Raw genomic sequence first — 22,301 nt, 5'->3', positions numbered from 1 at the left:
AAATGAAGGCGGCCGCATGCGCTGAACGCGGCCGCCGGATCGTCAGAACCGGCCGCCCACCGCGGCTTTTGCCTTGGCGAGCACGTCGGGCGGTGTGTTGTACAGTTCGTCGAGCAGCTGGTCGATCCGCTCGGGCGGCACCGGCCGCACTTCGAGGCCGAGCTTTTTCGCTTCGGCATTGAAGGCCGGATCTTTCATCGTCTGTGCAAATGCGCTGCGCAGCGCGGCCGCGCGTTCAGGCGGCAGGCCCGGCGGCGCCGCGAACGGCCGCGCAAAGGCCTGGCTCGCGACGATCACGCGCAGCACCTGGCGGGTTTGCGGGTCCGGTGCGAGGTCGATCAGCAGCGGTACGTTCGGCAGGTCCGGATGCTTTTCCAGCGCGACCTGCACCAGCAGGTTGATCTTCTTGTCGCGAATCCAGTCCGGATGACGTACGAGGATCGTGCTCCACGACGTGCCGCAAGTGCCGTCGATTTCGCCGCGCTCCATCGCGAGTGCGGTTTCGTTGCTGCCCGGATAGCCGGTGACGAGCTGGAGCTTCGAGTGGAACAGCGTCTTCATCGTCGACGCGATCACGTCGGGGTCCGAGCCCGCGCCTTGACCGCCGAAGCGCGATGGCTGGTTCACGAAATCGTCAAAGGTCTTGATCTTCGACGTGTGCCAGGAAACGCACAGGCTTACGTCGCTGGTGATGCTGCCAAGCCAGGTCAGCTTGCGCGCGTCGAAATTGGCCTCGCCGAGCAGCGGTTCTTCCGGCATCGTGCGGCCGAAAGTGCCGAAGGTGGAGCCGTCTTTCGGCGCGACGCTGTACAGATAGTTGATCGCTTTCAGGCTGCCCGCGCCAGGCATGCTTTGCGGTGTGATAGTCGGCTTGCCCGGCAGGTAGTTGCCGATGTATTTGCCGAGCAGGCGTGCGTAAGTGTCGTAGCCGCCGCCGACTGAGTAGCCGATCGTCAGGTTGACAGTGCGGCCGCTGTAGAAGCTTGCGGCGTCGTCGGCTGCGTAGCCGCTTGCCGGCAGATAGCTGACCGCCGTGAGCAACGCGAATGCCATCGCCCGCACACGCCGCAGCCATGGTGCGCGAGCCGGCTGGGCGTGCGCTTCGCGAGCCCGGCATGACTGCGGCGTGGCTTCCTGCATGGGTTTGTCTCCGTGATGGTCGGCTAGCTTCGGCTTGCGCGTTGCTGGCACTATGGGGTGGGGATTACTCGCGCTTCTCGTGCTATTCGCGCCATGGGTGCGCAGCGGTGTCGCGCGATGGCCGCGGTAAGCGTCCGTGCGCGCTGCGCTGTGTTCGCTCACCGCGGCGGTGCTCTGGCGGGCTGCGTGCATTGAAGTCGTCGTGCACGTTGTGGCCCCAGCAGGTGCTGTCGCTATCGCGCGCCGTGTCGTTGCCATGCGTGTCATACGAGCCCACCTAGCGCGCGCAATTGCGGCACGTAGTCGCCGAGCAGTGCAGCCGGCCACCGTGCCCGGCACGCCGAACAGCACGGCAGGAATGAAATCGGAGACCGTGGTCACCGCAGCCATGCCGAGCAGCAGCGCGAATGCGGTGTAGCCGTCGAGGTGATACGTGAACGGAATCAGCAGCGCCAGCCCGACAATGCCACCGAGCCCCGGCACCACGCCGAGCGCGAGACCGAGCACCACACCGCCGAACATGATCGCCAGACGCAGCGGATCCAGCACCATCGATAGCGCATGAAACGCGGCAGCGCCCATCAGATCGCCCTCCTGCTGAACCCGGCATGCGTCACTGAACCGCTCGTATCCATGGGGTGTCTCCGGTTCGAGTCCGGCTATGCCGCCGGACTTCGTTCAGGCTTGCCTTTCTGTACGGCCTTGTATTGCATGCGTTGCTGTGCTCAGCCGGTCACTGCGCTCGCGCTGCCGCGCGGCGGCTATCCTCAGCTTGCGGCTTCTTCCAGCGCGCGCGGCTGCTGCTCGAAGATCCGCACGAGGTCCTGCGCGATCGGCGAATACTTCGCATGCGTGCGCAACATGAAGCTCGCGAAACCATCGCTGTTGTGGTGCTTCTTGCGCTCGTTCGGCAAGTCGATGCGCAGGTTCTTCGCGGGATCGCGCACGATGCCCATCGGGTCCTCGCCCTGTTCGACCTTTTTCATTTCGCGGCGCAGAACGCGCCGGTAGATCGCGATGCCCTGATCGGTCGAGCCGAGGTTTTCGCGCGTACGGTCCGCAATCGGTCCTTGTGTGACCCAGGCCATCATGTCCTGACCATCGACGTTGTCGACGATGAATTCGCCGTGCTCGTCCCTGAACGGCACGTCGTACACGTGCACGCTATCGGTCAGGCGCTTCGGCACCTCGGCGCCCTGTGGCGGGATGTACGCGTTGTACCAGAGGTGCATCGTCTGCACGTCGTCGACCGGTACGCGAATCTGGAACGAGTAGTAGCGCGACGCTTCGTCGCCGTTGCCTACTGCAAGGATGTTCGGAAACACGATCGGGTGGCCGATGCGCCAGTCATCCGAATCTTCGGAGTGACCTGCGAGCAGCCGGTGCTTGGTAATGCCGAACTCGAATTCGTTGAAGGCGATCTTCTCGTGCTTCGCGCTGATCGCCACCTTGATGCCTTCCTGCTCTTTCTGGAATTCGTAGTGATGCCCGTGCAGCCATTCGGTGTGAATCGGGTCGAGCGAGTTCTCCATGATCTGCAGCCAGTTCACCGGCAGCAGCGCGCGGCCCATCATGCGAATCGCACCTTGTGCGATGAAGCCGTCAAAGCGCGGCAGCAGCGGTCGCGGCTCCGGGCCCATGTACGTGAACAGCAGGCCGCCCAGTTCTTCGACTGGGTACGCGTCGGTGGCGACCTTGTCGCGAAACGCGCAGTTGTCGGGCTCGTTCGGCTGGCTCAGGCACTTGCCCTCGGCGTTGAATTCCCAGCCGTGGTAAGGGCAGCGAATCCCATCCTCGGTCGGAATGCCGTGCGCGAACGACGCGCGCCGATGCGGGCACTGCTCGGCAATCAGCCCCCGCTTCCCCTGGCGATCGCGGAACAGCACCAGGTCCTCGCCCAACAGACGCACCCGCTTGGTCCAGCGCGTATGCAGTTCCGAGGCCGCACCGATCGGCTGCCAATAGCGGCGCATCAGATTGCCCATTGGCGTGCCCGGGCCCACTCGCGTCAACGATTCGTTCTGCTCAGCCGTCAGCATGGTCTTCTCAGTTCCTGGTTTTCGATGAAGCCGGTTGATCGACCGACACAGCAGCAGACGCTTCGATGTGCCGCACATCGAAGCAATCGCGCTGACCGGGCCGGCGTTTCGAATCATCATAAACTTAGATATCTAAGTTCCAATCATGGAAAACACCGAGACACTTCGCCGCGGCTTGCCGCGAACGGCCGCTCAGCCTTATCAGAAAAGGCTCAGGACCGAAGCAAAAAAGCCCTTCCGGGGACCTTTCTTCCACTCGGCTGACATCCGACCGTTGACACGTTAAACTTAGCTATCTAATTTATAAAACGCATGTGTACGCACATGCCCCGACACAGGTGAATGCATGAGCAAAAGCGACAAGAATCCGCGCGACCCATTGCCGGGCACGCTGCGCCACTGGCGCGAGGCCCTGCCCGAGGAGCGCATGGCGCACCTCATCAAGGACACGGCGCGCGGCTTCTCGCGTTCATTGCAGGCACGTCTGCGCAAGCACGCGGTGCAGTACGGGCACTGGACGTTCCTGCGCATCCTGTGGCAAACCGACGGCCTCACGCAGCGCCAGTTGAGCGAACAGGCGGGCGTGGCCGAACCCACTACTTTTTCCGCGCTGAAAACGATGGAATCGCTGGGATACCTGACGCGCCAGAAGCTGCCTGATAACCGCAAGCAGGTGCGCATCTTCCTCACGACGAAGGGGGCAAGCCTGCGCGCCGCATTGGTGCCGCAGGCGGTCGACGTGAACCGCATCGCGCTCGCCGGCATTTCCGCGGACGACATCACCGCCACACGCCGCACGTTACTCGCGATGATCGAGAACCTCGCAGGCGACTCGTTCGCAACCGGCCGCGCCGATGACGACGCAACCGATAGCGAAGCCGCAAACAAGGCAGGCAACGGCAAAGCACATCGCGACGACAGCAGTCCGGACGGCGACATCCTATGAACGCGACACCGCACGAACGCGCCGCCCGTGCGCTGCGCATCGGCATTGTGGGCTTCGGCACCGCCGGCCGCGCGTTCGTGCCGGCGATCGCCGCGCATGACGGTTTCGAACTCGCGGCCATCGCGGATCCGGCGCAAACCGTGCGGCGCGCAGCGAGCGACGAATTCGGGGTGGCCGCCTATGAAGATCTGCCCGCGCTGCTCGCGCATGCGCAGGTCGATGCGATCTACGTCGCATCGCCCACCACGCTGCATCGCGAACACGTGCTGCTCGCGTGTCGTGCGCGCAAGCACGTGCTGGTCGAGAAGCCGGTGGCCGCGCAACTGGCCGACGCGCAGGCGATGGTCGCCGCAGCGCAGGCTGCCGGCGTGGTGCTGCTGGTCGGACATTCGCACAGCTACGACACGCCGATCCACGCGATGCGCGAGCTGATCGATCAGGGCGAGCTCGGACGCGTGCGGATGGTCAACACGTGGTGCTTTACCGACTGGCTGTACCGGCCGCGTCGCGCGGACGAACTCGACACGCGTCAGGGCGGCGGCGTAACGATGCGCCAGGGCTCGCATCAGTTCGACATCATCCGCCTGCTGTGCGGCGGGAACGCGCGCAGCGTGCGTGCCAGAACCTTCGACTGGGACCCGCAGCGCAGCGCAATCGGCGCGCATACGGTGTTTATCGATTTCGTCGATGGCGCCACGGCCACCGCCGTTTATAACGGCTACGGGCGCTTCTTCAGCACCGAACTGTGCGATGGCATCGGTGAATGGGGCTTTGCAAGTCCTGGCCGCCCCGCCGCCGATGCATCGATGCGCAGTGGCGGCAGCGCGAAATCGAAGCGTACGCTCGAGGACGAACTGCTCGCCAAACAGGCTCGCGCGAAACACGCGATTCCCGGCGCCGCGCCGCATCAACCGTTCTTCGGCTTGACGATTGTCAGTTGCGAGCGCGGCGAGATTCGCCAGGCGCCGGATGGACTGATCGTCTATACCGACGCAGGCCGCACCGATATCCCGCTGCCTGCCGGCGAATCGCCGCGCGCACGCGTGATGGCCGAGTTCTACGCGGCGATTCGCGGCAGTGCGGCTGCAGTTCACGACGGCCACTGGGGCCTCGCGAATCTCGAAGTATGCGAGGCCGCGATCGCGTCGTCCAACAGCGGATGCGAAGTGCAACTGCAACACCAGGTCGCGTTGCGCGAACCGACCACTCAGCGAATACGCGAGGCTTTCCGCGCTTGAGAGAGATTGACGATGACCGATACCGTGATGCAAACCGCCCTTGAAGACGACGCCGACGGCGTCGCCACACTCGAAGAAACAGACACCGCGCAGGCGCTGTTCGACAACACCGGCTTCATGTCGCTCGAAGTCACGGCGCGCAGCGAAATCGCGGAAGACATCTACCTGTTCGAACTGCGCGCGGCGGATCGCGCGCCACTGCCGGCCTTCGAAGCAGGAGCGCACGTGCTGGTCCGCACGCCCGCCGGCCTGTCGCGCCGCTATTCGTTGTGCAATATGCCAGGCGAGCGGGACCGCTATCAGATCGCCGTGAAGCTCGATGCCGGCAGCCGCGGCGGCTCCGCCAGCATGGTGCACGACGTGCGCGTCGGCTCGCGGTTGAAGGTCGCGCGGCCGGAGAACTACTTTGCGTTGACCAGCGATGCGCCCTCGTATTTGCTGATTGCCGGCGGCATCGGCATCACACCGCTGCGCGCGATGATCGCCGAACTCGAAGCGCGCAATGCGCCGTACCATTTGCTGTATTGCACGCGTACGCCGGCGTCGACCGCGTTTCTCGACGAGCTCGGCGTTGCGCGTCGCATCGGACACGTCACCGTGCATCACGATTTCGGCGAGCGCGACAAATCGGTTGCGCTCGCCCCGTTTCTTGCCGCTCGCGATGGCGATACGCACCTGTACTGCTGCGGGCCGCGCGCGCTGATGCAGGCGGTGCGCGAGGCGGCCGCACAGTGGCCCGCGTCGGCGGTGCATTTCGAGGACTTCGGCACCAGTGCGCACAGCCGCGCAACTGGCGATGATGACGTGTCTGAAGACAAACCCTTCGTCGTACGGCTCGCGCGCAGTGGTGTATGCATCACCGTGCAGCCGCACGAGACGATCCTCGAAGCACTGCGCGACCACGATATCGATACTCCCAGCTCGTGCGAAGCCGGTACCTGCGGTTCGTGCCGCACGAAGCTGCTGGCGGGCGAAGTGGATCATCGCGACTTCGTGCTCGACGAAGACGAATACGGCAGCGCGATCATGATCTGCGTATCGCGTGCGAAGTCCGACGAGCTCGTGCTCGACCTTTGACATGCACTGACGGCGCATGCACGCGCGCCGTAAACCGTGCCGGGCGAATCGGGCGAACAGCATCGCGTGGCTCCTTGCGTTGCGACGCGATGCCACGTCGCCACGTTGCGCCGTTGCGTGCCGCTAGAAATCGATCACCAGCTTTTCCGATTTCGAACCCGAGCAGCAGATCAACATCGTCTCGCCGCTCTGCTTCTCGCGCTCGGACAATACGCTGTCGCGATGGTCGGGTGTGCCCGCCACCACACGCACCTGGCACGCGCCGCAGATGCCTTCCTCGCACGAGTACGGCGCAGCGACGCCCGCTTCACGCAGCACCTGCAGAATCGTTTTTCCTTCAGGTATCGCAAACGTCTGCCCGGTACGATGCAATTCGACCATGAAGTTGCCGTCACATGCGGCCTGTGCTTTCGGCATGAAGTATTCGGCGTGCACCTGAGCGGCCGCGAGACTCGCTGTGGCCGCTTCATACGCGCTCAACATCGGCAGCGGGCCGCAGCAATAGGTGTGCGCATCGTGCGGCGCGCGCGCGACGATGGCCGCCATGTCGAGCGGCTTGCCGTTCTGTTCGTCGTCGATATGCAGATGCGCATGCGGCAACGCTTCAATCTGTTCGGCGAATGCCGCCTCGCGCCGCGTGCGACACGCATAGTGCAGTTCGAACGAGCGCCCGAGCTTTTGCAAACGCTGCGCCATCGCCCAGATCGGCGTAATGCCGATGCCGCCCGCCAGCAACACGGTATGGCGCACCGTTTCGTCCAGCGGAAAGTTGTTGCGCGGTCCGCCCACCTCGAGGGTCTGCCCGACGCGCAGCCGGTCGTGAACGAACGCGGAGCCGCCACGGCTCGCGCGGTCGCGCTTGATGCCGATCACGTAGGCGCGCGGATCGCCATCGGCGGTGACCAGCGAGTACTGCCGCATGATGCCGTTCGGCAAATGCACATCGATATGCGCACCGGGCGTGACCGTCGGCAACGGTGCATTGTCGGGCCGGCGCATTTCATACAGGTTGATATCGGCCGCTGCGTAGCGAATCGACGTGAGCCGCAGGCTCAGCGTGCTGTGCGTGTCGACGCCGGCGGCCTCGACGCGCTCCATCGTGGATGTGTCCATTGAAAATTCCGGTTTTTCTCGAGAGAACCAAGGCCTCGCATGCGTCAGGCGCTATGCGCCGGATCGATGATGCGCAGCGGCGGCAGGCGCGGCCGCAATTCGTTTGCAGTATCGAGCAGCAGCTTGCGGAACATCTTCACCTGATCGGTGGTAAAGCGCGTGAGCAGCCCCGACACGGTCAGCGCGCCGAGCAGTTCGCCGCTCTCGTTGGTGAGCGGCACCGCAATCGCGGCCAGATCCGGATCGCGCTCGCCCTTCGATACGATCCAGCCGCGCGCGCGAATCGCCACCGAACTTTCGTCTTTGGCGAACTGCGGCTCGTAAGCGCACAGCACGCGGCCCGCCGCACCGCTTTTCAGCGGATGGCGCGAGCCTTCGTCCAGATGGTGGCGCGTCGAACGCGGCGAGTTCACGCGATACAGGCACACGCGCTCATTGCCGTCGCGCACATAGAACGATGCGGTTTCGCGCGTAAACGAAGACAGTTTCTGCAGCGCCGGCCGTACCAGCGCTTCGACACTGACCGGTGCTTCGCTCAGTGCACCCAGGCGCCGCAATTCCGAGCCGAGCCGATATTTTCCGGCCGCATCGCGCTCGAGAAACCTCATGTACACCAGCGACGCCGTGAGCCGCAGGATCGTGCTCTTGTAGAACCCCGACCGTTGCGCCAGCACCGCCAGCGAAAGCCCTTCGCCAGGCTGCCGAAAGCACTGCAACAACGCGAGCGAGCGTTCGACCGCCTCGACGCGAGTGCGGCCTTCGTCGCGCGCTTCGCCTTGTGTCTGAACGCGCATTTCAACGCTTTCAGCGGGCGCGCTTACTACGATTTCCGTGTCCATCCGTTGTCTCCGTCATGCACCGGTGAGCTTCGTTATACGCCGCCCACAGTGTTCTGTCGAACAGAATTCGTACCGCTTGACGGACCAACAGGCGAAACCTATTCTGGACTGACACCGACAGATAGATACGCCCCACCTCTGGAGACGACATGCTGACTGCAGCAATGAACGAGCGCCTGACGCGCGTGGGCCCCGGTACGCCCGGCGGCGAACTGATGCGCCGCTACTGGATTCCGATCGCCCCCTACGCGCAACTCGACGACAACCCGGTGCGCAAGGTGCGCGTGCTCGGCGAAGACCTGGTGCTATATAAGGACAAAAGCGGCACGCTCGGGCTGGTCGGCGACCGCTGCCTGCATCGCAACGTCGAGCTGCAATTCGGTATCCCGGATGAGTGCGGGCTGCGCTGCCCGTATCACGGCTGGCTCTTCAACGAAGGGGGCAAATGCGTCGAGCGCCCGATGGAAGCGACGCCGCGCGGCGAAATCAGGCAGAAACTGAAGGCCTACCCGGTGCAGGAACTGGGCGGTCTCGTGTTCGCATATCTGGGCCCGGCACCGGCGCCCGCGTTGCCGCGCTGGGATCTGTTCGTATGGCCGAATGCAGTGCGCCAGATCGGCATCATGCATATCAACTGCAACTGGCTGCAGTGCCATGAAAATACCGGCGACCCGACGCATAGTGCATGGGCGCACGGCCATATGTTCCAGTACGTGCTCGAACAGCAAGGACGTTTCGAAGAGGCCGCGGCGCACGCCGAACATACGCTGCATACGCGGCTCAAAACCGGCGTCGGCATCAAGGAGCTGTACGCGAACGAAACCGAGACCGGTTTTTCCAAAGGCGTGCGCTACGCGAAAGAACTTGGCGCAGATTCCGACTACACGCGCGAACATTCGACGGTGATCTTCCCGTTCTTCACGCAAACCGGCAAAACCGGCGCGGCGCGCAGCGAATATCAGATCCGCGTGCCGATCGACGATACGCACACTTATCACATCTGTTACCAGGTCTACGCTGCGCCGCCCGGTGTCGAAGCACCCCGGCAGGATTCGGTGCCGTGGTACGAGCCACCGCGCTTCGACGCGAACGGCAAGCCGATTCTCGATTATGTGCTCGCGCAGGACGCACTGGTATGGGACGCGCAAGGTCCGATCACCGACCGCACCACCGAGCTGCTTGGCCGCACCGACATTCCGATCGTGCTGCTGCGGCGCCAGCTCGACGAACAGATCCGGCGCGTCGAAGAAGGTCTCGAGCCGATCAACTTCTATCGCGATGCGTCGCCGAACATCATCTACGGTTCCGGCAGCGCGCCGGATTACAGCCAGCCTCTGCTGAAGCACAACTTCCGCAAGCTGTACCACCGGGGCTTCTTTAACGATGACGCCGATCGCTACGGCCCTGCCATCGAACTTGTGAAAGACCTGCACCGCAGCATCGAAGCGTTCGAGACGGCACAGCGCGAAGCGCAGGAGCAAGCGGACACCGCCGGACGCTAAAGCGCACGCCGCCGCGCAGCGCGAAGCCCGCTCGCGCTGCGTCCCTTCGACGATGCGGGCGGAGACAGATCGATGCGCTATAGAACGATTGGCACGACCGGTATCGCCGTTTCGGAGATCGGCTTCGGCTGCGGCGGCAATGCGGGTTTGATGGTGCGCGGCAGTTTCGACGAACAGTGCAGCGTGATTGCGCGCGCGCTGGAACTCGGCATCAATTACTTCGACAATGCGCCTGACTACGGCGATGGCGCAGCTGAAGAGAATCTCGGCCGCGTGCTGAAAGCCCTGCGCGTACGGCCGCTCGTCAATTCGAAAGTGGAAGTGCGTGCGGCCGATCTTGGCGATATTGCTGGCCACGTGGTGAGCTCGACCGAAGCAAGTCTGCGCCGGCTCGGACTCGAATGCGTCGACTTTCTGCAAATCCACAATGGCCCGCGCGCCGGCCCTACTGCGCTCGAGGGTCGTGGCTACAAGACGCTGAGCTTTGACGATTTCCTGCGGCCTGGTGGCGCACTCGAAGGACTCGAGCGTGTGCTGCGTGAAGGCAAGGCGCGTCATGTGGGCTTCATCTGCCGCGGCGACGATGGCGCAGAAGTGAATGCGCTGCTCGATACCGGGCTCTTCAGCATGATCAATGTGTCGTATACGTTGATCAATCCGACCGCCGGGTTGGCACGGCCCGCGGGCCTCGCGGTTGAGCGCGACGGCGGCGACGTGCTCAGTCACGCACAACGGCGCGGCTGCGGAGCGGCGATTTTCAGCGCGCTGGCTGGCGGCTTTCTGACCGACGAAAGCGTCGCCGGCGCGAGCCGCCATCCGCTGGCGCGCGGTGTCGATGCTGAAGCTGCCGCGACGCAGGAGGCTCGAAGAAAAGCTCGCGTGTTGCATCGGGTCGTGACCGAACCCGGCTGGACGCTCGCACAGAGCGCGTATCGCTTCGTGCTCGAGCATCCGGGCGTCACGACCGTATTGGGTGGGTTTTCCGCGCTAAGCCAGGTCGAGGAATTATGCGCCGTCTCCGACGCACCGCCATTGCGCAGCAGTGTTCTCGAAGAACTCAATCTGCTATGGCGTAGAAATTTTGCTGGCGCATAACGGGCACCGCAGCCGATACGAACAATAAAACCCCACGGAGACACTATGACAACGCGACGTTCAGTCGTGAAACTGTGCGCGCTGATGCCGTTCGCAGGCTATGCGACATCCGCCTCGGCAAACGAAGCCATTTCGCCCAACATGGCGCTTACGCAGTACACCGGCGCCGACCGCACAGAGCGCATCGAGCGCGCGGCAAAAGAAGAAGGCGAACTCACCTTCTACACGTCGATCGCGCAATCGGATCTCGCGCCGCTCATCGATCCATTCGAGCAACGTTATGGCGTGAAGGTCAATGTATGGCGCGCCGGCGACGAGCAGGTCGTACAGCGCTGCGTGGCGGAAACGCAGGGCCGGCGTTATATCGTCGACGCGGTGCACACCGGCTCGTCGTTTCTCGATGCGTTACGCCGCGAAAAGATCCTGCAACCGGTCGCATCGCCGTTGCATGCGCAACTGATGCCCGACACGCTGCCTGACCACCGGATGTGGGCCTCCACCATGCTGTCGGTGTGGGTGCAGGCGTACAACACGAACGTCATCCAGCGCAGCGACCTGCCGAAGCGTTTCGAAGATTTGCTCGCGCCGCACTGGAGAGGCAAACTCGGCATCGAGGCAAAAAGCGCCGACTGGTTCGCAACGATCGCCACGCAGATGGGCGGCGACTCGGGTGTGCACTTTTTTCGCACGCTTGTCGAGAAAAACGGCGTATCGGCACGAGTCGGCAATTCGTTGCTGACGAACCTGGTGGCTGCAGGTGAAGTGCCGCTCGGGCTTGAGGTCTACAACTACATGCCGGCGCAGGCCAAACGCAAGGGCGCGCCGATCGACTGGTTCCTGATGGAGCCCGCGGCGGCACGCGCAAATGGCGTGGCGGTGACGAACCATGCACCGCATCCGGCCGCCGGCCTGCTGATGTACGACTATCTGCTGTCGATCGACGCGCAGCGCATTCTGGCCTCGCTCGATTATGTGCCGACCAATCGCACCGTGGCCTCGCCGCTGCAAGATACCAAGGTCACGCTGGTGGATCCTGCAATGCCGCTCAAGCAGAAGATGGCATGGACGCAGACCTTCAATCAGATCTTCCTGCACGCGTCGGCCTGAACGGGCCGACATGTTGTGCGATGCAGGTGCGCGTTGAGTGCCCTGCATCGTTGCGCTGGCGCGGCGCTAAAGGACACTAGCGGTGGTTGGCTTTCACGCCGAACTTGCCGCCCACGTATTGTGCGAACGACACGAGCAGCAACAACGCGACCACCAGCATCACACTCAGCGCCGACAGTTCGACATACTGGCCGTTCTGCCACAGCTCCCAGATCACAATCGATACCGTCTCCGAGCCCGGGCTATACAGCAGCACCGAACTCGACAGCTCGCGAATCGATACGATCAGCACATAGATCCAGCCGGCCAGCAGGCCTGGTTTCAGCAATGGCAACACGATCCGGTAGAAGGTCGTAGCCCAGCTCGCGCAGCTCATCGCGGCAGACTCTTCGAGTTCCTTGTTGATCTGCGTCATCGAGACTGACGTGTAACGCATGCCGTACGGCAAAAAGCGCGTTACATACGCGAGCAGCAATATCCACAATGTGCCGTAGATGCCGATGTCGACTTTCAGCGAAACGATCATGAACGACAGGCCCAGCACGAGCCCGGGAAACACCAGCGGCAGCGATGCGAGGTTGTTCAGCAGCGTACGTCCGGGCAGCTTCGTCTTGATCACGATCCAGCTGACCACCGCGCACAGCAACATCACGGCCGTCGCGCAGCCCACCGACAGCAGCAGGCTATTCACCACCGCGCGGCGCAATACCGACAGATGCAGGATGTAGCGATACGCACCGAACGACAGATGCTGCAACGCGTCGAGCGACGGCGAACGATAGTATTTCTGCAGCGACGACCATAACAGCACCGCAAATGGCAGCGCAACCAGCAGCACGAAATACAGCGCAAAGATACCGACGGTCAGATAGCGCCAGCGGCCAATGTCGACTACGCGCGGCCGGAAGCCCTTGCCGGTCATCGTAGAGAAGCGTTCGCTGCGGCCCGTTACACGCGCCTGTATGTACAGGCACAACGACGTAATCACGACCAGCAGCATCGAATACGAGGATGCGAGCCCGACCTGGCTCGGGTACTGCTCGATCGCTTCGTAGATCGATGACGTGAACACTTGCAGCTTGACCGGCAAACCGATCAATGCGGGCACCTCGAACGATTCCAGCGCGCGCACGAACAGGATCAGCAGCGTCGACGCCACCGCGGGCAACGCAAGCCGCAGTGTGATGCGCCACATCGTGCGGCCGAGACCCGCACCGCACATCAGCGACGATTCTTCGAGCGATGGGTCCATGCCGCGAAACGCAGCGGACATCAGCAGGAACGCCATCGTCGAATAATGCAGGCCATCCACCCAGATCATGCCGCCGATGCTGTAGATGTTGAACACCGGCTTCGTGATACCGAACACTGCACCCAGTGCGACGTTCAGCACGCCGATTTTCGGGCTGGTGAGAAAGATCCACGAAATCGTAAACAGGATGCTGGGGATGATCAGCGGCACGATCGTAACCGCATAGAACAGTTTGCGAAACGGCGTGTTGGTACGCTCGATGATCCACGCGAGCACGGCGCCGATCACGAACGAGACGATTGCAGCACCAAACGCGAAGTGCAACGACGTGACAAGCGTATGCAACGTGCGCTTGCTGCCGAACGCAGTGACGTAGTTGCCGAGCGTGACGACCGCCGGCGAGTCGGCGCTCTGTGGCGTGAAGAAGCTCTGCCAGAACAGGAAGGTGAGCGGAATCAGCGCGAGCACCGCAACCACCGCGACCGCGCCGCCGATGATGAACCACTTGCTCGACAGGCGGTTGCGCCTGAGTGCGTCAGGTGCCGCGTCGGTCGTCAATTCCACGTGCTGTCCCCTTCCGAGTCTCGGCCCTGCGTTAGCCCTGCGGCGCTCGAATGCGCATGTTCCGCATCAACGATGACCGGAACTTTATTCTTAGATACCTAAGCATCAGAACTAGAGGAAACCCCGAGGTAGGCGTGGGTCGTTCGGAAAAATGTTCCTGTGCGGGGCGCACGTGGTGAGGTAGTTGTAGTGATGCGCAACCGCCGCGCGTCGCGCAGGGCCGATGTGCTGCGCTGCAGGATTTCGGCACCCGGAACGCCGCGTGCGAGAATCTGGCGAAAAGATTGTCGATTAACGCTCTACGGCGCCTTGAAGCGCATTTTTCTCATGCATGACAAATATCGACGTGTGGATACGCGGCTCGCACTCAGCTTGCGCGCCGCGACGCTGGCCGACGAACCCTTTCTGCTGGAGCTGCGTGGGCTCACGATGACCGAACATCTGGCGCGCGCTGGCGAACCCATCGACGCAGCAACTCATTACGAACGCATGCGTTTTCATTTCGATGACGCGCAAATCATCTGCTATGCGGACGCGGACGTAGGCTTGTTGAAACTCTCGAAGCCCGCTACCGACTGGTACCTGTATCAGATACAGATCCTGCCGAGCCATCAACGCAAGGGACTCGGCACGCAGATCATTCGCGCCGCGCTCGCGCAGGCCCGCGCGGCCGGCGCGACGATTACGCTGCACGTGCTGCGCGGCAACCCGGCGCGGCGTCTATATGAAAACCTGGGATTTGAAGTCGTTTCCGAAAGCGACATCGACTTCGTGATGAAGAGTAGCGGCCAGTAGCACGCTGCCCGTTATTGCGGCCCTGCTTCGTCGATCAACCGGCCCAACAGCTTCTTCAGCTGTTTCGTATTGCGCGGCCCCAGCGCCTGTTCGATCGCATCGTGATGCGCATCGATGCCTGGTTTGAGCCGTGCCAGCAATTCCAACCCACGGTCGCTGATAAATACCAGCACCTTGCGGCTGTCGTAGTCGTCCGCCGCGCGTTGCACGAGGCCGCGACTCACCAGCTTGTCGATATTCTTGGTGAGCGCCGGCAGGTTCAGCAGCACCTGTTCCGCGAGCTCGCTCATCGAGTGCCCCTGCTCGTCCGACACGGCCTGCAGGATGCGCCAATGCTCCTCGTTCACCTGTTCGTCGGCGACCCGCTGCGCGAGGCTCAGCTTCATGTTGCGGTGCGCCGACGCAAGCAGCCACGAAAGGTACTGGGAGAGATCGTTTTCCGGCATGAGAGATGCATTGAGAATCGAATAACGCCGTCGATTCTACGCATATAAATTTTCCGTGGAAAGTATCGGTGCAGAACTACACTGCACCTGTGCCGGCCTGCGCGCACGTGCCCGTTGCTGGTGCATGCGTCGCGGCTTTCCGCGCTTGCATGCATCGACGCCAAGCGGTCCCGTCAGCCTAACTCGCGAAATCCGACCGTCCATGAAACAGCGCTTTGCTTCTCGCCGTAGCAAGCCCGACTCCGAACTGACGATTGCCTTATGCGTGCCGCTCGGCGGTTCGGCGGGCATCTGGGGCCCTTGCGCACTCGCCTCCGCGCGTCTTGCGGTCAGCGAGCTCAATGCCGCATCCGGCATCGCTGGGCGTCCTTGCAAGCTGGTCTGCGTGAGCGCCGGCGACGACGCGCGCGCGCTCGAAACGAGCCTTGCCGAACGGATCGACGATGGCGCCGTCGACGCGCTGGTCGGCATGCACACGAGCGCCGTGCGGCACGATCTGCTCAAAGCGATCGGCGGGCGCATCCCGTTCGTCTATACGCCGCTCTATGAAGGCGGTGAACGTACGCCCGGCGTGTTTGCCATCGGCGAGACCACGCCGAACCAGTTGCGCCCTGCGATCCGCTGGCTTGGCACGCAACACCGGCCGCGGCGTTGGCTGTTCGTCGGCAACGACTATGTGTGGCCGCGCGCGACGCATCGACTGGCGCGCCGCTTTGTCGCCGAAACCGGTGGCGAGGTGCTCGACGATATCTATGTGCCTTTTGGCAGCAACGACTATGGCCATGTGCTCGATGTGATCCGCGCCAGGCGAATCGACGCGGTGCTGGTGTCGCTGATCGGCCAGGATACCGTCGACTTCAACCGCGCGTTCGGCAACGCAGGACTCGCGAACCGTGCGCTACGCCTTTCCTGCGCACTCGGTGAAAACGAACTGTTGGGAATCGGCGCCCCTCATACGACCGATCTCTACGTCGCCTCCGGGTATTTCGCCTCGCTCGAATCCGACGCGAATCTCGCCTTCAAGGAACGCTATCACAGCCATTTCGGCGCTCGCGCGCCGACGCTCGATACCTTCGGTCAGTCAACTTATGAAGGCATCCACTTCCTGGCTGCGCTACTCGACGACGCGCAGCAGCGGCGTCTCGCACAAGGTGCCGGGCTCGCGCAACTCGGCACTGCGCCACTACCGTATCGCAGCGCACGCGGTGCGCTGTACGCGGGTGGCCGCGTGAACCACGTGCCGATCCATCTGGCGCGTGCAGAAGGCCATCGGTTCCAGGTGTTGACGCCCATCTGATCTTGCTCTGCATCGCTCAGCAATTTACTTTCCATGGAAAATATTTTGTTGACGCGGAAAATATGTGTTCATACCATGGCTCGCAGATCGGGGCGCCGCTAGCCGCGCGACCCCGCCCGCCAGCTTGCCGGCTCTGCCGTACCGGCTGGTCTGGTCTATCTCCGATCGAGTGAGGAGCAGCCATGGCAGTAAGACGTCCCACGTCCGCCCAGCTTGATGAAATCGCTTCGAGTCTCGGCATGCATCTGTCGGAACCGGAACTCAAGAGCTATCTGCAGCTGCTGCAGCCGAATTTCGATGCGTACGATCTGATCGATGCGATGCCGGACTACGTGCCGCGCGTCACCTATCCGAGAACGCCCGGCTACCGTCCGACCGGTGAGGAGAACCGCTATAACGCGTGGTACGTGAAGACCGAAATCAAGGGCGCGCCGTCAGGCAAGCTGGCCGGCAAGACGGTCGCACTGAAAGACAACGTGTGCCTCGCCGGCGTACCGATGATGAACGGCGCATCGACGCTCGAAGGCTATGTGCCGGATGTCGACGCGACGATCGTCACGCGTCTTCTCGATGCGGGCGCCACAATCCTCGGCAAGGCGACCTGCGAATACTTCTGTTTCTCCGGCGGCTCGCACACCAGTGCACCCGCACCGGTGCACAACCCGCGGCGTATCGGCTATTCCGCAGGCGGCTCATCGTCGGGCAGCGCGGCACTGATCGCCGCCGGCGAGGTGGATCTCGCCATCGGCGGCGACCAGGGCGGTTCGATCCGCATGCCCGCATCGTATTGCGGCGTCTACGGCATGAAGGCGACGCACGGGCTCGTGCCCTACACCGGCGTCATGCCGATCGAGTTGACACTCGACCACACCGGCCCGATGACGGCCAACGTCAGCGACAACGCGTTGATGCTCGAAGTGCTGGCCGGCCCCGACGGGCTCGATCCGCGTCAATCTGCGGGGCAAACCGCCAAGCCATACAGCCAGCTGATGAAGGAAGGCGCACGCGGCCTGAGAATCGGGGTGTTGTCCGAAGGCTTCGGCTGGCCGCAATCGCTTGAGGCATCCGACGCGAAAGTGCGTGAAGCCGCCGACCGCCTCGCTGCACTCGGCGCAAAAGTCAGCAACGTCTCGATTCCAATGCATCGCCACGGCGCCGCGATCTGGTTGCCGATCGCCGCCGAAGGCGCGACGCAGCAGATGATGAAAGACAACGGCCACGGCTTCAACTGGAAAGGCCTGTACGTGACCGGCATGATCGACTATCACGCGGGCTGGCGCGAGCGCGCAGACGAATTGTCGGAGACGCTGAAGATCACGATGATGCTCGGCGAATATTTCATCAAGCATTATCGCGGGCGTTACTACGGCAAGGCGCAAAACCTGTCGCGCCAGCTTTGCCACGCATACGAAGCCGCGTTCGCCGACTATGACCTGCTGCTGATGCCCACGCTTCCGCTTACCGCTACGCCGCTGCCGAAACCCGGCGCTCCGATCGAGGAAGTGATCGGCCGCGCCTTCGAAATGCTGCCCAACGCCTGCCCGTTCGACCTCACCGGCCATCCGGCGATGAGCGTGCCGTGCGGCAACGTCGATGGCCTGCCGGTCGGCATGATGCTGGTCGGCAAGCACTGGGACGAAGCGACCATCTATCGCGCTGCCTACGCGTTCGAACAATCGGTCGACTGGACCACGCTCTGAAATCCGAACGGCGCGTCCCGAGTGACGCGTCTCGTTCGACGTCTGTTCCCGCCGCCGGCTTGCCTGCCCGACTCACTCAATCAATCGTTGTGTCCACACCGGAACCTTTCTATGGATCGCCGTTCGTTCATCAAGACGTCCGCCATCACGCTTGCCGCCGGCACGGCCGGCACGCTCCCGTTCGCCGCCGCCGCGGCTGACGAGATTCTGGTCGGCAGCATCATCGACATGTCGGGTGGTCTCGACATCTATGGCAAGCCGATGACCGACTGCATGACGCTCGCGGTCGAGGAATGGAACGCGCAAGGCGGCCTGCTTGGCAAGAAGCTGCGTCTGTTGAACTACGATCCGCAATCGAGCATGCAGCTGTACACGCAGTTTGCGCAGCAGGCAGCGCTGAAAGACAAGGTAGCGGTGGTGCACGGCGGCATCACGTCGGCGTCGCGTGAAGTGATGCGCCCGGTGCTCGACCGTTATCGCACGCTTTACTTCTACAACACGCAGTACGAAGGCGGCGTGTGCGACCGCGATACGTTCTGTACTGGCGTGACGCCCGGGCAAACCGTGGCCAAGCTGATTCCGTATGCGATGAAGAAGTGGGGCAAAAAGGTCTACGTGGTCGCTGCGGACTATAACTATGGGCAGATCACGTCGCAGTGGGTGAAGAAGTTCGTGCAGGAAAACGGCGGCTCGATCGCCTCGATCGATTTCTTCCCGCTCGATGTGACCAACTTCGGCTCCACGATCTCGAAGATCGAAGCGGCCAAACCGGACATGCTGGTGTCGGCGCTGGTCGGTGGCTCGCATATGTCGTTCTACCGGCAATGGGCTGCGGCCGGTCTGCACAAGAAAATTCCGCTCGCGTCGACCACCTTCGCCGGCGGCAACGAACAGATCGTGCTGTCACCCGACGAATGCGACGGCTTCCTGGTGTCGTACAACTACTTCGAAAATCTCGACAACCCCACCAACAAGGCGTTCAAGGACCGTTTTCACAAACGTTTCGGCACCGACTATCCGAACATCACCGAACTGGCGATGGGCACGTATCAGGGCTTCAACCTGTGGGCCACTGCGGTAAAGAAAGCCGGCACGCTCGAGCGGACTAAAGTGATCGAGGCGCTCGAATCGGGCATCAGCATCGATGCGCCGAGCGGTAAGGTTGCCGTGGATGCCGCCACGCATCACTGCGTGCTCAACGTCAGCATCGCGGAAGTGCGCAATCACAAGCTGAATATCGTACAGACCTTCGATGCGCAACCGCCGAGCGACACCAGTGCGGTGTGCAACCTGATCAAGAATCCGCGCGACAACCAGCAGTACGTGATCAAGCTGTAATGCAACGGCAACTGTTGCGCGTGCAACCAACGTGACAAGGAGCGGTAGATGGACCTTGCTGTCATTGTGCTGATTCAGGTGCTGTATGCGATTGCAAGCCTGGTCGTGGTATCGGCCGGCCTCGCGGTGGTGTTCGGCATGATGAAAGTGATCAACCTCGCGCATGGCGAATTCATGATGCTGGGTGCGTATGCGGCAATCGAGTCCGTCAGGATCGGCGTGAACCTGTGGGTCGCAATGCTGATCGTCGCGCCGCTGTCGGTCGCTGCGATCGGCGTGCTGCTCGAGCGCGTATTCATTCGCCGCCTGTACGGCCGCATGATCGACACGATGCTCGCTACGTGGGGCCTCTCGCTGCTGCTGATCGGCATCGTCACATCGGTGATGGGCAATACCACCGCCGGCATTTCGGCGCCGCTCGGCAACTTCACGGTGGGTGCGTATTCGGTCAGCAGCTACACGCTCGTGATCATTGTCATTGCGATCGTGCTGGCCGTCGCGCTGCGTTGGGTGCTGTTGCACACGTCCCTCGGCCTGATTGCGCGCGGCACGATGCAGAACCCGCAAATGGCCGACGCGCTAGGCATTAACCCAGGTCTTGTCTACTCGGCCACTTTTGCGCTCGGCGCAGGGCTTTCCGGCCTTGCCGGCGCATTGCTCGCACCGATGACCGGCGTCGTGCCGACCATGGGCGGCGCGTTCGTCGCCAAGGCGTTTATCACCGTGATCGGTGGCGGGCCCGCGATCGTCGCCGGGCTGATCAGTTCGTCGGCGCTGTTCGGCGCAATCAGTCAGGTCGCGACGTTCGCAATGACGCCGGTATTCGGCGAAGTCGCGTTGCTGGCCGGCGCGATCGTGATGCTGCGTTTGCTGCCGCAGGGCATTACCGGCCGCTTCTTCAAAGGTGCACTATGAGCACGCCGCTTCCCGAGCAACGCACGTCGATACCCGTGCCGGGCGCGCTGGAACGCTTTGCGCATTCGTGGAAGAGCGCGGCGCTCACGCTCGCGGTCGGTATTCTGCTGCTTGCAGGACTGCCTTACGCACTCGACGACTTCGCGTTGGTGCAAGCCACCGTCTATGCGGTGATGGCATTGCTCGCGGTAAGCCTCGGCTTCGTGTGGGGCTTCGGCGGCATCCTGTGCTTCGGACAATCGGCGTTTTTCGGGCTGGGTGCCTATACGTATGCGATCGCCGTGACCAATCTCGGCGACAGCACGGTACCGCTACTGCTCTCCATCGTGCTGCCCGCCGCATTCGCGGCCGTGCTCGGCTATCTGATTTTCTACGGGCGGCTGTCCGACGTGTACATGGGCGTGATTACGCTGACTGTCACACTGATCCTGTTCAACGTCGTCAACTCGACGGCCGGCCCCGAATGGAAAATCGGTCATGCGCCGCTCGGTGGCTTCAATGGCATTCCCAACATCGCGCCGCTCAATATGCCCGGCAACGTCGACGATGTGATCGGGCCGCGTGGCATGTTCGAGCTGACGGTGGGCGCGCTGCTGCTGGTTTATCTGCTGCTGCGTGCGCTGCTCGCGGTGAAGCTCGGCCGCGTGATCGTCGCGTGCAAGGAAAACGAGCAGCGGGTCGCGCTGCTTGGCTACGACTCGCGCGCCTATAAGCTGTTTGCGTTCGTGCTCGCGGCAGGCATCGCGGGGCTGGCCGGCTGCCTGTTCGCGAACTGGGGTGCGTTTACCAGTCCGACCATATTCGGCCTCGCGCAGTCTGCGCAGATCATTATCTGGGTGATCGTCGGTGGGCTCGGCACGTTGGTCGGCCCGATTGTCGGCTGCATTGCGATTCAATGGCTGACCACGCAAATCGGCACGCAACAGGCGATCAATTCGAATTTCGTGCTGGGCGCAATTCTCGTTGTGTTCGTGCTGATGGTGCCGAAGGGTATCGTGCCGAGCGCCGGCCAACTCGGTGTGCGGCTGTTAAAGGCGCTACGCAGGGGTAACCGCGCCGGCTCGGCGGGATCGCATGAAGCCACAGCGCAACGTGCATACGGCGCAGCGCCTGCCGCGGAACCGGAGGCCAGTCGCTCCGCACCCAACCGCTCGCGCAAGGAGGCTGCGTAATGACCACGCCGCTTCTCGAAACACGCGATCTGAACGTGCGCTTCGGTGGTGTGCACGCGACGCGCGACGTCAACTTCACGTTGGCCGAAGCCGAGTTGCGCTGCGTAATCGGGCCGAACGGTGCAGGTAAAAGCACATTCTTCAAACTGCTGACCGGTCAGGTACATCCGACGTCGGGGCAGATCCTGTTTCGCGGCAAAGACATCGCCGGCATGCAGCCGCACGAGCCGGCGCGCCTTGGTATCGGTATCAAGACGCAGGTGCCGAGCCTGTTCAACGGCTTGTCGGTATGGGAAAACGTCTGGCTCGCGGCGCGGCGCATCAATACGCCGACGCAAACCGAACGCATCACGCGTGAAGTGCTCGAACGGGTCGGCATGAGTGCGTACCGCGAGGCGCTGGTCGGTCTGCTTGCGCACGGGCAGCGGCAATGGGTCGAACTGGCGGTAGTGATCGCCGCGGACCCGCCGCTGATTCTGCTCGACGAACCGGCAGCCGGCATGAGCGATGGGGAAGTTGCACGCACCGCCGAACTCATTCTGGAGATCAACCGGCGGTACGCGCTGGTGGTGGTCGAACATGACATGAGTTTTATCCGCAAGATCGCCAAGACCGTCACGGTGCTGCATCAGGGCGCGGTGATTCGCGAGGGCACGCCCGAACGCATCATGAGCGATCCGTTGGTACAGCAGATCTATCTGGGCAAAAAGCCGCATTGACGAGGGG

19 protein-coding genes are annotated in these 22,301 nt (G+C 62.7%); 13 read left to right on the top strand and 6 right to left on the bottom strand.

Annotated features, from left to right (window positions below; genetic code table 11):
- Positions 1 to 42: 42 nt before the first annotated feature.
- Entirely contained in the window at positions 43 to 1,722 is a 1,680-nt protein-coding gene (locus ACYVNQ_RS20910) for a Bug family tripartite tricarboxylate transporter substrate binding protein (RefSeq protein ID WP_460904486.1), read from the bottom strand.
- A 185-nt stretch (positions 1,723 to 1,907) separates the two neighbouring features.
- Positions 1,908 to 3,179, bottom strand: a complete 1,272-nt coding sequence (locus tag ACYVNQ_RS20905) for a Rieske 2Fe-2S domain-containing protein (RefSeq protein WP_460904485.1) — start codon at positions 3,177 to 3,179, stop codon at positions 1,908 to 1,910.
- 346 nt (positions 3,180 to 3,525) lie between these two features.
- Between ACYVNQ_RS20905 and ACYVNQ_RS20900 the strand changes: the two genes are divergently transcribed.
- The 3 genes from ACYVNQ_RS20900 to ACYVNQ_RS20890 are packed head-to-tail and all read left to right on the top strand — an operon-like array spanning position 3,526 to position 6,440.
- The gene (locus tag ACYVNQ_RS20900) at positions 3,526 to 4,125 is read left to right on the top strand and encodes a MarR family winged helix-turn-helix transcriptional regulator (RefSeq protein ID WP_460904484.1); all 600 of its coding nucleotides are present in this window, start codon (positions 3,526 to 3,528) and stop codon (positions 4,123 to 4,125) included.
- Positions 4,122 to 5,363: a Gfo/Idh/MocA family oxidoreductase gene (locus ACYVNQ_RS20895; RefSeq protein ID WP_460904483.1), complete on the top strand. Its 1,242-nt coding sequence runs from the start codon at positions 4,122 to 4,124 to the stop codon at positions 5,361 to 5,363. The genes ACYVNQ_RS20900 and ACYVNQ_RS20895 overlap by 4 nt, the downstream gene beginning before the upstream one ends.
- A gap of 12 nt (positions 5,364 to 5,375) precedes the next feature.
- Positions 5,376 to 6,440, top strand: coding sequence for a PDR/VanB family oxidoreductase (locus tag ACYVNQ_RS20890; RefSeq protein WP_460904482.1), 1,065 nt, complete (start codon positions 5,376 to 5,378; stop codon positions 6,438 to 6,440).
- 123 nt (positions 6,441 to 6,563) lie between these two features.
- Here ACYVNQ_RS20890 and ACYVNQ_RS20885 read toward each other — a convergent pair whose 3' ends face one another.
- Positions 6,564 to 7,553: a PDR/VanB family oxidoreductase gene (locus ACYVNQ_RS20885; protein ID WP_460904481.1), complete on the bottom strand. Its 990-nt coding sequence runs from the start codon at positions 7,551 to 7,553 to the stop codon at positions 6,564 to 6,566.
- 44 nt (positions 7,554 to 7,597) lie between these two features.
- Positions 7,598 to 8,392 (bottom strand): IclR family transcriptional regulator, encoded by a 795-nt coding sequence (locus ACYVNQ_RS20880; RefSeq protein WP_460904480.1) that lies wholly within the window; start codon positions 8,390 to 8,392, stop codon positions 7,598 to 7,600.
- Between the two features lie 149 nt (positions 8,393 to 8,541).
- Here ACYVNQ_RS20880 and ACYVNQ_RS20875 point away from each other — a divergent pair, with 149 nt between their 5' ends.
- The 3 genes from ACYVNQ_RS20875 (at position 8,542) to ACYVNQ_RS20865 (ending at position 12,096) form a co-directional block, all read left to right on the top strand.
- Positions 8,542 to 9,894: a Rieske 2Fe-2S domain-containing protein gene (locus ACYVNQ_RS20875; RefSeq protein WP_460904479.1), complete on the top strand. Its 1,353-nt coding sequence runs from the start codon at positions 8,542 to 8,544 to the stop codon at positions 9,892 to 9,894.
- Positions 9,895 to 9,966: 72 nt separating this feature from the next.
- Positions 9,967 to 10,989: an aldo/keto reductase gene (locus tag ACYVNQ_RS20870; RefSeq protein WP_460904478.1), complete on the top strand. Its 1,023-nt coding sequence runs from the start codon at positions 9,967 to 9,969 to the stop codon at positions 10,987 to 10,989.
- Positions 10,990 to 11,034: 45 nt separating this feature from the next.
- Positions 11,035 to 12,096, top strand: a complete 1,062-nt coding sequence (locus ACYVNQ_RS20865) for an ABC transporter substrate-binding protein (protein ID WP_460904477.1) — start codon at positions 11,035 to 11,037, stop codon at positions 12,094 to 12,096.
- Between the two features lie 76 nt (positions 12,097 to 12,172).
- Here ACYVNQ_RS20865 and ACYVNQ_RS20860 read toward each other — a convergent pair whose 3' ends face one another.
- On the bottom strand, positions 12,173 to 13,912 hold the full coding sequence (locus ACYVNQ_RS20860) for an ABC transporter permease (RefSeq protein WP_460904476.1): 1,740 nt from the start codon (positions 13,910 to 13,912) through the stop codon (positions 12,173 to 12,175).
- A 327-nt stretch (positions 13,913 to 14,239) separates the two neighbouring features.
- Between ACYVNQ_RS20860 and ACYVNQ_RS20855 the strand changes: the two genes are divergently transcribed.
- Positions 14,240 to 14,707 carry a GNAT family N-acetyltransferase gene (locus ACYVNQ_RS20855; RefSeq protein ID WP_460904475.1) on the top strand — a complete coding sequence of 156 codons (468 nt, stop codon included), beginning with the start codon at positions 14,240 to 14,242 and terminating at the stop codon, positions 14,705 to 14,707.
- Positions 14,708 to 14,718: 11 nt separating this feature from the next.
- On the opposite strand, the gene ACYVNQ_RS20850 is transcribed toward ACYVNQ_RS20855, so the two are convergent.
- The gene (locus tag ACYVNQ_RS20850) at positions 14,719 to 15,153 is read right to left on the bottom strand and encodes a MarR family winged helix-turn-helix transcriptional regulator (RefSeq protein WP_460904474.1); all 435 of its coding nucleotides are present in this window, start codon (positions 15,151 to 15,153) and stop codon (positions 14,719 to 14,721) included.
- A 202-nt stretch (positions 15,154 to 15,355) separates the two neighbouring features.
- Between ACYVNQ_RS20850 and ACYVNQ_RS20845 the strand changes: the two genes are divergently transcribed.
- The 6 genes from ACYVNQ_RS20845 to ACYVNQ_RS20820 all read left to right on the top strand — a co-directional run bounded on the left by ACYVNQ_RS20845 (position 15,356) and on the right by ACYVNQ_RS20820 (position 22,294).
- Entirely contained in the window at positions 15,356 to 16,450 is a 1,095-nt protein-coding gene (locus ACYVNQ_RS20845; protein ID WP_460904473.1) for a substrate-binding domain-containing protein, read from the top strand.
- Positions 16,451 to 16,632: 182 nt separating this feature from the next.
- Positions 16,633 to 18,150 (top strand): amidase, encoded by a 1,518-nt coding sequence (locus tag ACYVNQ_RS20840; RefSeq protein WP_460904472.1) that lies wholly within the window; start codon positions 16,633 to 16,635, stop codon positions 18,148 to 18,150.
- A 111-nt stretch (positions 18,151 to 18,261) separates the two neighbouring features.
- A complete protein-coding gene (locus ACYVNQ_RS20835; RefSeq protein ID WP_460904471.1) occupies positions 18,262 to 19,488 on the top strand; it encodes an urea ABC transporter substrate-binding protein in 1,227 nt (408 codons plus the stop codon).
- Between the two features lie 48 nt (positions 19,489 to 19,536).
- Entirely contained in the window at positions 19,537 to 20,403 is an 867-nt protein-coding gene (locus ACYVNQ_RS20830; RefSeq protein WP_460904470.1) for a branched-chain amino acid ABC transporter permease, read from the top strand.
- The gene (locus ACYVNQ_RS20825) at positions 20,400 to 21,575 is read left to right on the top strand and encodes a branched-chain amino acid ABC transporter permease (protein ID WP_460904469.1); all 1,176 of its coding nucleotides are present in this window, start codon (positions 20,400 to 20,402) and stop codon (positions 21,573 to 21,575) included. Before ACYVNQ_RS20830 ends, ACYVNQ_RS20825 begins: the two co-directional genes overlap by 4 nt.
- Positions 21,575 to 22,294 (top strand): ATP-binding cassette domain-containing protein, encoded by a 720-nt coding sequence (locus ACYVNQ_RS20820; protein WP_460904468.1) that lies wholly within the window; start codon positions 21,575 to 21,577, stop codon positions 22,292 to 22,294. Before ACYVNQ_RS20825 ends, ACYVNQ_RS20820 begins: the two co-directional genes overlap by 1 nt.
- Positions 22,295 to 22,301: the final 7 nt, after the last annotated feature.

It is taken from the genome of Paraburkholderia jirisanensis (assembly GCF_054782355.1).
The sequence above is the reverse complement of the archived record's forward strand: the minus strand, read 5'-3'. Positions and strand labels throughout refer to the sequence as shown.